This is a genomic window from Armatimonadota bacterium, from assembly GCA_017303935.1.
Classification (GTDB): domain Bacteria; phylum Armatimonadota; class Fimbriimonadia; order Fimbriimonadales; family Fimbriimonadaceae; genus JAFLBD01.
This window is the reverse complement of record JAFLBD010000003.1, coordinates 313422-324511: the sequence shown is the minus strand read 5'-3', so window position 1 is coordinate 324511 and position 11090 is coordinate 313422. Positions and strand designations below refer to the sequence as shown.

Sequence of the window (11090 nt, the reverse complement as noted above, 5' to 3'; positions counted from 1 at the left end):
ATCGGGGCGAGCACGCTACTCAAGTTTCCACCTCCACTAGAACCTCATCGAGCAGGCCTTCGGTTTCCTGCTCCAGCGCTTCGATGTCCCGCCGAATCTCATCCAGCGTCCGCATGGGCTTGGGCTTATAGAAGTACCGAGTGAAGCTGATTTCGTAACCAATCTGGGTCTTGGAATCGTCCACCCAGGCATCTGGCACGTGCGGCAACACCTCTCGATTGATGAACGCTTCGATGCCACCTTCTTCAAGCAAGGGCACGTTTTCGGTGTCCCGAAGGTCGGTGTCAGGTTCGAATTCAACCACACAGGTTTTACCGTCGATGACATGCTCAAATAGTCCGTGCACTGGGTCAGCTTCCACAGTGCCGGGTTTGTGAATCTTTGAGATGACTCTTGCAGCCGTTTCTTCCCGCCAACTCACTGCCTTGAGGATGATTTTCTTCTCAGTCTGGCTAAGCTTGATTCCGAGGGTCTTGAGTGTCTTATCAACACGGAGCCGAAAGTCGTTGTGGTCTTCGAATAAGGTCTCCCCGATGGCTTCCGACAATTGCTTCGCCGTTTCGTGTAACCGCTGGTCACGCTTCCAAGTTTCGGCGTCGAGAATCTTCTTTCGGCGCTTTTCAGAGACCGCTTGCTTCTTTTTCGGTGCCTCCTCTTCTTCTTCGCCATCACTATCGCCTTCGGGCTCATCACCCTTTAGCCGAAGCTCAAGGGAAGCCCTAATGCTGGCGAACTCAGAGGAAAGCCGCTGTCCAAACTCAGAGTACAGTTCACGCCGAAGCGTCTCGTCACCGGTCGCAAATCGCAGAGACTCGATTGCTTTGCGGGTGAATTGGCTGTGCAACCGAAGCGGGCGCTCGACCACGACCTTCCAGTATCCGAACGCTTCGTTGGGGAACAGCTTGGACTGCTCATTTTCCTCAAAAGCGAGGAAGGAGTCCATAACCTTTTGGATGTCCTCTGGTGCCAGCTCGCAGTTCTTCTTGCCGAGGTTCTTGCGAAGCGATTTGAACCACTGGGTGGCGTCGATGAGCTGAACCTTGCCTTGGCGATGCTCGGGCTTTCGGTTGGTCAGCACCCAGATGTACGTGGCGATGCCCGTGTTGTAGAACATGTTGAGCGGAAGGGCGATGATTGCCTCCAGCCAGTCGTTTTCCAGAATCCAGCGGCGGATGTTGGATTCTCCTTGGCCAGCGTCTCCGGTGAAGAGCGCACTTCCGTTATGAACTTCGACGATTCGGCTCCCAAGCGGAGTGTTGTGCTTCATCTTGGCGAGCTTGTTGACCAGGAACATAAGCTGCCCATCACTCGAACGGGTGATTAGACTGAACTCTGGGTCACCAGCGTGGTCGATGATGAATCGAGAGTCCGACAGGTCACCTTTGCCTCCCATCCGCTCTAAGTCGGTTTTCCAGCTCTTGCCATACGGTGGGTTGGAGAGCATAAAGTCGAACTCTCGGGTTGGGAATCCATCCTGGGAAAGTGTTGAGCCTAATCGGAAATTCTCTGCCTCGTCGCCTTCGCCTTTGAGAAGAAGGTCAGCTTTTGTGATGGCATAGGTTTCCGGGTTGACCTCTTGACCGTAGAGATGAATCGAAACATCTTTGCCTTGGGCACTCCCAATCTCACGCAAACGTTCCTCAGCTACGGTGAGCATGCCCCCTGTCCCGCAGGCTGCATCATAAACCAGATATGTGCTCGACTCAATTTGATTGGCGACCGGCCAGAATATTAGGTCTGCCATAAGCTTGACCACATCACGGGGCGTAAAATGCTCTCCCGCCTCTTCGTTGTTATCTTCGTTGAACTTGCGAATGAGCTCTTCGAACATCGTGCCCATCGCATGATTGTCGAGAGCAGGGATTCGCTCTGTTCCATCGACATTCATCACTGGGTTCGGAGAGAGATTGATGGAGCGGTCGAGAAACTTCTCAATCAGACTGCCAAGGATGTCCGCATCAACCATCGTAGGAATCTGGTTTCTGAACTTGAATTTTTCGAGGATTTCTTGGACGTTCGGTGAAAAACCGTCGAGATAGGCTTCGAAGTCTGCCTTAAGCTGCTGAGTCTTTGCCCGGGACTGAAGGTCCCGTAGGGTGAAGGGTGAAGCGTTATAGAACGCTTGTCCAGATTTACTGCGAAGAGCTGCATATTGGTCGGCGATGTTCGCTTGGTCTAAAGTCGTCTTCATGTCAAGGACGGCTTGCTTGGTCGGCTCCAGAACGGCATCAAGGCGACGGATGACGACCATCGGCAAGATAACGTCCCGATATTTGCCCCGCACATAAACGTCCCGCAGGACATCGTCGGCGATGCCCCAAATGAAGTTCGTAATCCAGCCTAGCGTTTGTGCGTTCATCCTCTTTTCCTCCCTTCAGCTCGTTCGAGTCTCTCCAGAAGCTCTTGATACCCCTCGGCGTCCTGGAGCACCAGCGATGCCTTGCCCTTCACAGTCAAAACGACCGGAGCCTTCGATTCCACGAGACGAGCGATGTGCTCCTTGTGGTTGCGAAGAAAATCGGTGAGTGAATAGACCTGCCTTAAATCCAGCATCGTGATACCTCTCGAATCATACTTTTCTATGATACGATACCCCGAGAATTGACAGACTTTCCTCAACACCAGAATGCTGATGGGTAGAGAGTTATGTCTGACATCTCACGACCATTTGTTCACTCGGTTCGACTCGTTTGGGAGCACGACCCACATGGGGAACCCGATTATCTGGAACGCTCTGCTGAAGACCACTTTGGGGTCGATGGAAGTGCTTGGTCACACGTTTCGAATGCAGACAAGGCAAGGGTTGCAGAGCAATTCGGGTCGATTTGGAATGCCTGCGAGCACTACGCTCGTGAGGACTCTGAGCGCCTCCAAGATTTTCGAGCGCACAACTGGTGGTTTGAGTCGTGTAGAGCTGAAGCGGAAGTTCGATATGAAACAGGCGACGGGTGTTTTCGTACCGAACGGTTGACTAGCGCTGGACTCTACGGCATTGAATCTGACTCGGACCAAGCATATCGTCGCTCCGTCGAGCAAGACGAACTTGCTGATTTGAGCTCGCACCTAGAGCGATTTGGGGTTGCCCGGTCAATCTTGACAGAACTGGTTGCGCTGACGCTATAGCCAGAGCCAGCAAGGAGTTTCTCCTATCTTAAGAGTTCGTGCGAAAACTTGCGGGTTGGAACGACAGCTATTCGGTGAAGAACTTGAGGTGCGAAAATGCTCAATAAAGCTGACGACTTGTGGACTTGGCTCATCGAGGGTTGCGTGATTGACATCAAGATGTCGATTGCTGGGCTGCACCTTGAGAACGAGGTTCCCACCGAATCGAAGGTCACCGCACTCATTTGGAATGTCGTCTGCAACTGCGTCCGTGACGGTTTGAGCGGACAAAACCTACTCCTTCCGCTCTACCGCAAGCCGGAGGCAGATGCGACCATCCAACGAGACCACCCTTTTCACCATCAAGCATTCGTGCTGGCAATCTTAGTCAGTGCGTATCGCAAGGGAGAAGCCCTGAATTCGACCCGCATCATTAACCTCACACTGCGTGCCTTCGACGCCGTTATAGCCGAAATGGGAGTCATGCGAACGCTTGCCACAGAGAAATCCGCATTTCGAGCTCGGTACATAGACTAATGACGCTTCCCGGAATTCCTCAAATTTCGAGCAAGCTGAGCTACAGCGGTGTGAAAACGAAAATGACCAATCGCCGGGGCAATGAATCTCGCTCCAAAACACACAATTGTGTTGTTCTTGCCAAACTCCACCGTCGGCTTGCCAAATCTCGGTCACATTCGGCCCGGCTAATTCGTAGGATTGCCTGTTGAGCGACCCGATTGTGGATATCATGAAGTGGGTGAGAGAAGCTACGGCGCTCGACGTGAAGATGGAGTTGCTCGGTCTTCTTTACGACGGCACTCCGCTCGATGAAGATGATGTCCGAGATGTAATCACTGAAGTCTCGCTGACCACGGTCGTACATTTGGTCAAGCACTCAACGAAATTGCTCGGGTACCTGATGCGTGACGACCCGTTCTTTCCAACAAATGACCCTGAATATCTTGGGCGAATAGTCGAGGAGGTCCCAATCAAGCCACCGTTGAACCTAATTCCTGATGTGCACCGGCGCATAGCAGCAGCGGTCTACTTCACTGCGCTTCGCATTTATTCTGCAAACGTGATGTTGTTCTCGCACGTGCCGAAAGGGAAACTGCCAGACTGGGACAAGCGCTACGAAGGAACGATTATGGAAGGCTGTGAAGACACTGAATAGTATTTCCTCATATGGAAGTGAGCTGAGCGTATGGAGACATGCGAAGCTCCTATCAAAAAATCACAGACCAAGTAATCAAAGCAATCGAAACCGGCGACGTTCTCCCGTGGCGGAAACCGTGGAAGTCGAAGTCCCCTTGCAACGCTCTTACTGGGCGACCTTATCGGGGCATCAACCGCTTAGTGCTCTCAATGAGCGAGTACACCGACCACCGATGGCTCACCTTTAATCAGGCGAAGAGTGCTTCTGGTTCGGTGAAGCGTGGTCAGCGGGGTTATACCGTGATGTTATGGTCGGATGTTGAGGATAAAGACACTGGGAAGGAGCGGTTGGTTTGCCGAGCGTTCACAGTTTTCAACGTCGAACAATGCGAAGGACTTCAATTGCCCGATAAGAGGCAGCCACAGCAAGAATCGCTATTCGGGGTGGAAGGAGCGAAAGCCATCGTCGCTAGCTACAAGGACAGTCCAGCGATTCACGTAGGCGCTGAAATCGCCGCCTACTACCCACAGCGTGACCAGGTGGTGATGCCGCACTTGCGAGATTTCGAGTCACCAGAAGCCTACTATGCGACGCTCCTGCACGAACTTGTTCATAGCACAGCGCATCCGACCCGACTCAATCGCCCGGTGTTTGAACAGCAAGTCAAGTTTGGGTCTGAATCGTACGGAGCTGAGGAAATTTTGGCTGAAATCGGGGCAGCATTCTTGTGTTCGGAAGCTGGAATCGACAACATCACGCCATGCACCAGCTACGTTGCTTCATGGCTCTTGAAGGCGTTGCGAAACGACCCCTCCTACATTATTCGAGCGGCGTCCCAAGCCCAAAAGGCGGCTGACTGGATTCTTGGGACTTACCATCATGATGCCACTCCGACCGCCCCAACTCGGCTGAAGGGCGAGTTGGTCGTAGTTTGAGGAATCCAAGTCGAGAGTTTTGGAGCTGTCAAGCGCATATCGGGTTGAAATCGTTGAGCCCTGAACCTGGGTCAAGTCGAAGATTTCTCGACTTAACCCAGAATTCCGACCGAAAACGGTCGGACACTGCTCGAAAATCAATCCGAATTTTAGTTGAGAGAAACAGAAACATCAGGTAGTTGTGCGAAATGCCGGGAGTCAGAACGACAGGGTTCTTGGCAATGAAGAAGATGAAACAAACACCTGAGTATTCGAGAGAAATGACGAGTTTTGAACAAACGGAGTGCTACCAGTGAGCAAGCAACCTAAAGACTCTCCGAAGCGGTACGCAATTTACGGCCGCGTGAGCACTTTGGAACAGTCCCGCAAGGAATACTCTTCCGTCGAGGTTCAAGTTGCCAACGCAACGAAATACATTCTCTCGCAGGGAGGAATTGTCGCAGATACATTCGCTGACGATGGCTGGACGGGAACAACTCTTAACCGACCGGACCTAAAGCGCATGATGAATGCCGCCCGTGAAGGCAAGTTCGATGCAGTCGTGGTCACGTACATGAACCGGTTGGGGCGTGGAAAAATCTTCACACTTGCTGAAGCCAGCCTGAACAAGTTTGGTGTTGAGATTTATACTACCGACGAGACATTTGCAGATGGAAGCGCTGGATATATTCAACAGATGTTTAAGCAGATGATGGATGGATACTATCCTGTTCAAGTTTCCGACTGGACAAAGACGAAGATGGAGAACATGGTGGAGAAGGGATATTGCGTTGGGAAACTGCCCTACGGTCTGACCGCCGTGCCTGAGAGCGATAATCCAGAATCACCGAAGCGAATCGTCCACGACGGAGAAGCAGCTACGCACGTGGGGTTAGCATTTGATATGATGCTTCAAGAAAGAAATCTTGCTACAGTCTGCGACTTTCTCAAGGCAGTTACACACCGAGCGTGGACTATCACTACGACAAAGCACCTGCTCACAAATCGTTCGTACCTAGGCGAGTTGCGGTTCGGAGAGTGGCTGAACCTCCATGCATTCGAACCCGTTGTGTCCGTTCAAGTATTCGATGAAGTTCAAACACTCCTCAAGAAGAACCGTAGTCGAGCTCCAAAATCGGATAACTACGCATACCTGCTTCGAGGGCTCATTCACTGCCCACACTGCGGCTGCACTTACACAAATAGCTTTGCGAAGGGCGGAGCCGTCCACTATTACGAGTGCCTGCTCGCCAAGAAGCGGTTGACCAAGTGCCCCGTCGTTCGAATCAACTGTGATTCACTTCATCAGGCTGTTCTGGCGTCCATCAATCAAGCGGCTCAGCACTTGACCGTCATGAGCGAAGTCATCCGGGACTCCGGGGGATGGGGGTCGGCTTCCGAGCAAGTTTTGGCTGAACGCTCTAAACTCGGCAAGCGTCTCCAAGTGTTGGCGACCCAACGAACCTATCTCATCAATGCGCTCGAAAAAGGTTTCGACGTTGACGACCGTTACCTAGCGAACCAGAAGGAGAAGGAGGTGACCTTAAAGCGAATCGCCAACCTAGATTTGGAAATCGAAGCAGCGACGAAACTGAAGCCAAAGGCTGCAGATGTGCAGGCCGTGTGGCTGCAAGCGCTGGAACTCTGGGAGTTGACAACACCGGAGGAGCGTGTCGAACTAATGCAGTCACTGGTCGAAAGAGTCGAGATAAAAGAAAAAGACCTGGCCGTCGTCAAGATGGTCTCCATCTCTGAACTGCCAGGTCAGTTGTTCGGAACAACTATAAATTTGGGTGCGGGGGCGAGATTTGAACTCGCGACCTCCGGGTTATGAGCCCGACGAGCTACCAGGCTGCTCCACCCCGCGATAGCAAATGAGATTATTGCATTCAATCGCGCCAAAGTCAAGCCCCTCCCGGGTACGAAACGGGTGCTCCAAACAGGTAAAACGGTAGGCATGACGCGAACGACGACGATGTTCAGCCTGTGTGTTGCCAGCCTGCTTGCGGTGGGCCTGATCGGCTGCGGACAAGGCGGTGGAGGATTCAGCAAGAGGGAGCAAGCCAGCAACCAAAAGGTCGCGACCTTCCGCTATCCGATTCCGACCAATCCAACCACTTTGGATCCCGCAAAGGTGGAAGACGGCGATACGATTGATCTGCTGCAACAAGTCTTCGAAGGGCTGGTGGCTTGGAACGAAAAGAACGAAGTCGAGCCTCGCCTTGCCGAGAAATGGGAGCTGAAGGACGGCGGCGCGACCGTTGTCTTCACACTGCGAAAGGGCGTCAAGTTCCACAACGGCAAGGAGATGACCAGCGAAGACGTCAAATGGTCGATCGAGCGCGCTTGCAATCCAAAAGTGGCGAGCCCAGTGGCGTCTGCGTACATGGGAGACATCGTCGGCCTGAACGACATGGTGGAAGGCAAGGCGACATCGGTCAAGGGTATCGAAACCCCCGATCCGATGACGGTGGTCTTCAAGCTCGACAAGCCTCGCCCGTATTGGATTGGCAAGTTCACCTATCTTTGCTCGGCCGTGATGCCAAAGGGCGGAGTTCCTGCTGATGCGGAAATCACCAAACCGGAGCAGATGATCGGCACAGGGCCATTTAAGGTCACCGAATTTGTGAACGAGCAAGTCGTCAAACTCAGCGCGAACAAGGACTATTACGGTGGCGCGCCAAAGGTTGAGAGCATCGAGCGGCCGGTCGTCAAGGATGCTGTTACCCGGCTGAGCATGTACAAGACTGGGGAAGTGGATTTGGTTGCTTTGGAGCGGCAAGATGTCGCCGCGATCCAAAAAGACCCCGCGATGAAAGATCAGTTGAAGTTCTTTGATCGACCGGCGATTTGGTATGTCGGGCTGAACCTTAAAAAGTATCCCGCGTTCCAGAACCGAAAGCTCCGACAAGCGATCGCCATGGCGATCGACAAAGAGAAGATCGTCAACGAACTGTTGGGCGGAATCAACACGCTTGCAAACGGAGTGATTCCTCCTGGAGTGAAGGGCTATCGCGAGAAAGCTGCGGTGATACCTTACGATCCAAACGGTGCGAAGAAGCTGCTTGCCGAAGCTGGATATCCGGATGGAAAGGGCATTCCTCCGCTCGAACTCTGGTTCCGCGATGGTCGTCCTGACGCGAAGATTGTGAGTGAAGCGGTTGCAGGACAACTCGAAAAGTCGCTCGGAATCCAGCCGAAGCTCACGGTCAAGAACTGGCCCGTTTATCTGGAAAAGCGGAATCAACTTGAAATTCCGTTCTTCCATATGCGATGGGCTGCAGACTACTTGGATCCAGAGAATTTCATCTCGTTCTTCTTTGCCAGCTACGGCCCAGAGAACAAGATCGGCTATAGCAATCCGGCACTGGACGCTCTGACCTCGAAGGCTGACGCGATGCCCGATGGCCCAGAGCGAATGGACCTCTATCACCAGGCAGAAGACCTCGCTCTCCAAGATGCAGTCCTGATTCCAATCTACTTCCAGCGCGATGCTGAATTGATCAGCCCTCGAGTGAGTGGATTGCGCGAATCGATTTTCGGTCATCTGCCGCATACGACGGTCGAAGTTAAGTAAGGCAGTTTTGGTTTGAGAACCCATCTTCTCAGCGGCGAGTTTCGCAAGCCCCATATCGGGGTTTGCGAATTCAACGCATTGGACCCAAAGCTCGATTGGTTGTTGGAGGATGATCGGGCTTGGCAGTCAAACGGAGGACCGGGCCGCGCTCACCCAGATCGTTCGCTGCCTTTTTCGCTGGATGTTCTTGTGCCGGATTCGGAAGAGTCGCTCCAGCGAATCCACATCTACGGCGTGTTTGCCCTGCACGCCGGCAGCGAAACGCCCGGGACGCACGGTGCACTCGTTGCGGTAAAGCCGTTGGACGGCCCCGACTTTCGCCTCACCCTCATCAACGGCAAGCATTACGCCGAAGGCGAAGAGTCCGAAATGGCGTGCTTTTCGCCGGGGGACGGAAGCATGTGCGAGCCAGTGGGGTTTGCCGATTTTCAGGGCCGTCGCGTCACGATTCGGCGTCTGAGCATCGACATTCCGAGCAATTTCCACGGACGCTTCTTGCGGTTCACCGACCTTGGGAGTTCGGCGAGTTTTGTGCTGCTGGATGTGCGATTCGAATTCGCCCCCGACCGAACCTGCCCGTTTGGGAGCAAGACCAAAGGTGTCTCGCTCGCTGAATTGGGTTCTGCGGTGAGAATTGGAGACCGGGTCAAATTCAACCGCGCGATCAAACAGCTCGAAACATCTCTTAGCGAAGTTGGGCCGAATCTAGATGAAGCAAGGGGTTCGGTGTTGTTGTTCCTCGCTGTAATTTCTGCGGCGAAGTTGGAATCGGGAACTTCGGAGCCTCTACACAGATTCCAGCTCGATGCCGCTCGTAGGCTCGAAATCGAACGCTCGGTCAACGGTGTGATTAGCGCAGCGCGGGAGTTGATCGAAGAATTGGCCCCGGACATGAGTGAAGAACGGGCGCATACGGATTCCATGATCAACCGCGCTCTCGCCGTCGTAGAGAGGGGATTCGCGAGGGAAATCGTGGACGAAGAGATCGCCAATTACCTCGGGCTTTCCACTTCTCACTTTAGGTTCCTATTCCGGCAGGCCACCGGTCAGCCGTTCCACAAATATTTGATCAGCGTTCGGCTCGAAAAGGCTCGCACGATGCTGATCGAAAACAACTTCAGCGTCAGCGAAGTCTCCAAAATGGTGGGTTTCAATAGCCCGGCGCACTTCACTCGCGCGTTCGTCAAGCGATTCAATGTGTCGCCATCCGCCGTGCGCGTTGCGAATCGTTAGAACAGCTTCTTCATGAGTGGCAGACTCGCCAAGATGATCAAGCCGATGAGCACGATGAGTGTCCCCGCGATTCTCTGTTGGAGATGAATCTGGATTCCGCCAAAAATTAGCATCACCGTCCCCACAAACAGAAAGGTCCAGCGAATAAATCGCCCACCAATATCCGGAGGATTTGACGGTTCAGGCACGTCTCTATTTTAGGCGGAATCAGCGGTATTCTGCTTTGAGCAACCTATGAGCGACCTCAATAAGACCCAGATGCTTGACCCCAATCGAACGCAGATGATCTCCGCGCCGACGTTGGATGTCACGGCGACGATCAAACCGGTGCAATGTCCTGTTTGCAAGACGTTCAATCCTGGTGGCATGATGTTCTGCTCCGATTGCGGGTTGATCTTCGAACGAGCTCTTGACGGCGACGCTTTCGGTGCTCCCTCAATCCAGCTCCCGGTACTTGTCTCGTCTGAAGGTGTCGAGTTTGTGGTGAGGGTCGGGGAAACGGTCTTTGGGCGGCAAGGCGATGCGCTGATCAATGACGACCGAGTGAGTCGCCAACATTGCAGTATCTCGCTTCAGAACGGGGTGATTGAAGTCAAAGACCTCGGATCAACCAACGGGACAAAGGTCGATGGAGAGCGATTGGTGCCCAACGAACCACGCCAGATCGCTGAAGGTGCAAAGCTCTCGCTCGGAGGGTTCGAGTTGACCTTAGCGATGCCAGGCGCCGCGAACGCCACGCTGATGGCGAGCACAGGGAAGACCGTCGCCTTGACCGTTGCTCCACAAGCCAACAGCTGTTCGGCAAAGCTCACTGGAGATACCGGCACTTTCGACCTCAAGTTCGGATCGAATTCATTTGGTCGCAAGTCTGGCAACGATGTGGTCATTGCTGATCCGTTTGTCAGCGGAAGTCATGGCATCATCGAAGTTGAAGATTCAGGCATCTACCTCACGGACACGGGCAGCACCAATGGCACCGTTGTCAACGATGCAAAATTGAATGCCAACATTCGCACGCTCATCGGACCAGATGATGTGATCAAGCTTGGGCAGTTGGAGTTCAAGATCGAGCGCATCACGCCAGAAAGTTGACAAAAGACTGATTGCT

Annotated in this window: 11 protein-coding genes, 1 tRNA gene and 1 pseudogene; 9 read left to right on the top strand and 4 right to left on the bottom strand. The window is 53.2% G+C overall.

Annotated features, from left to right (window positions below; translation table 11 throughout):
* Positions 1-19 precede the first annotated feature (19 nt).
* Positions 20-2359, bottom strand: coding sequence for an SAM-dependent DNA methyltransferase (locus J0L72_10665; GenBank protein MBN8691230.1), 2340 nt, complete (start codon positions 2357-2359; stop codon positions 20-22).
* Complete coding sequence (locus tag J0L72_10660; protein MBN8691229.1) at positions 2356-2553, bottom strand: hypothetical protein; 198 nt, start codon at positions 2551-2553, stop codon at positions 2356-2358. Before J0L72_10660 ends, J0L72_10665 begins: the two co-directional genes overlap by 4 nt.
* Before the next feature lie 93 nt (positions 2554-2646).
* Between J0L72_10660 and J0L72_10655 the strand changes: the two genes are divergently transcribed.
* The 6 genes and pseudogenes from J0L72_10655 to J0L72_10630 all read left to right on the top strand — a co-directional run bounded on the left by J0L72_10655 (position 2647) and on the right by J0L72_10630 (position 7006).
* Positions 2647-3123, top strand: a complete 477-nt coding sequence (locus J0L72_10655) for a hypothetical protein (GenBank protein MBN8691228.1) — start codon at positions 2647-2649, stop codon at positions 3121-3123.
* Positions 3124-3219: 96 nt separating this feature from the next.
* On the top strand, positions 3220-3639 hold the full coding sequence (locus J0L72_10650) for a hypothetical protein (GenBank protein MBN8691227.1): 420 nt from the start codon (positions 3220-3222) through the stop codon (positions 3637-3639).
* A gap of 187 nt (positions 3640-3826) precedes the next feature.
* Positions 3827-4276, top strand: a complete 450-nt coding sequence (locus J0L72_10645) for a hypothetical protein (protein MBN8691226.1) — start codon at positions 3827-3829, stop codon at positions 4274-4276.
* A 38-nt stretch (positions 4277-4314) separates the two neighbouring features.
* On the top strand, positions 4315-5193 hold the full coding sequence (locus tag J0L72_10640) for a DUF1738 domain-containing protein (GenBank protein MBN8691225.1): 879 nt from the start codon (positions 4315-4317) through the stop codon (positions 5191-5193).
* A 283-nt stretch (positions 5194-5476) separates the two neighbouring features.
* Positions 5477-5893: pseudogene (locus J0L72_10635) on the top strand (recombinase family protein).
* A gap of 303 nt (positions 5894-6196) precedes the next feature.
* Positions 6197-7006, top strand: a complete 810-nt coding sequence (locus J0L72_10630; GenBank protein MBN8691224.1) for a zinc ribbon domain-containing protein — start codon at positions 6197-6199, stop codon at positions 7004-7006.
* Here the strand turns inward: J0L72_10630 and J0L72_10625 are convergent.
* Positions 6963-7039 (bottom strand) — tRNA-Met (locus J0L72_10625). The two genes, J0L72_10630 and J0L72_10625, sit on opposite strands and share 44 nt — an antisense overlap.
* A gap of 90 nt (positions 7040-7129) precedes the next feature.
* Here J0L72_10625 and J0L72_10620 point away from each other — a divergent pair.
* Together J0L72_10620 and J0L72_10615 are read left to right on the top strand one after the other, a co-directional pair.
* Positions 7130-8749, top strand: coding sequence for a peptide ABC transporter substrate-binding protein (locus tag J0L72_10620; GenBank protein MBN8691223.1), 1620 nt, complete (start codon positions 7130-7132; stop codon positions 8747-8749).
* Between the two features lie 12 nt (positions 8750-8761).
* Positions 8762-9982: a helix-turn-helix transcriptional regulator gene (locus J0L72_10615; protein ID MBN8691222.1), complete on the top strand. Its 1221-nt coding sequence runs from the start codon at positions 8762-8764 to the stop codon at positions 9980-9982.
* Here the strand turns inward: J0L72_10615 and J0L72_10610 are convergent.
* Positions 9979-10170: a hypothetical protein gene (locus J0L72_10610; protein ID MBN8691221.1), complete on the bottom strand. Its 192-nt coding sequence runs from the start codon at positions 10168-10170 to the stop codon at positions 9979-9981. The genes J0L72_10615 and J0L72_10610 overlap by 4 nt on opposite strands.
* A gap of 46 nt (positions 10171-10216) precedes the next feature.
* On the opposite strand from J0L72_10610, the gene J0L72_10605 reads away from it, so the two are divergent.
* Positions 10217-11074: an FHA domain-containing protein gene (locus J0L72_10605; protein ID MBN8691220.1), complete on the top strand. Its 858-nt coding sequence runs from the start codon at positions 10217-10219 to the stop codon at positions 11072-11074.
* Positions 11075-11090 lie beyond the last annotated feature (16 nt).

Coding starts and splice junctions, on each gene's coding strand:
- J0L72_10665 (MBN8691230.1), bottom strand. CDS start 2,359: ATGAACGCACAAACGCTAGGCTGGATTACGAACTTCATTTGGGGCATC.
- J0L72_10660 (MBN8691229.1), bottom strand. CDS start 2,553: ATGCTGGATTTAAGGCAGGTCTATTCACTCACCGATTTTCTTCGCAAC.
- J0L72_10655 (MBN8691228.1), top strand. CDS start 2,647: ATGTCTGACATCTCACGACCATTTGTTCACTCGGTTCGACTCGTTTGG.
- J0L72_10650 (MBN8691227.1), top strand. CDS start 3,220: ATGCTCAATAAAGCTGACGACTTGTGGACTTGGCTCATCGAGGGTTGC.
- J0L72_10640 (MBN8691225.1), top strand. CDS start 4,315: ATGCGAAGCTCCTATCAAAAAATCACAGACCAAGTAATCAAAGCAATC.
- J0L72_10620 (MBN8691223.1), top strand. CDS start 7,130: ATGACGCGAACGACGACGATGTTCAGCCTGTGTGTTGCCAGCCTGCTT.
- J0L72_10605 (MBN8691220.1), top strand. CDS start 10,217: ATGAGCGACCTCAATAAGACCCAGATGCTTGACCCCAATCGAACGCAG.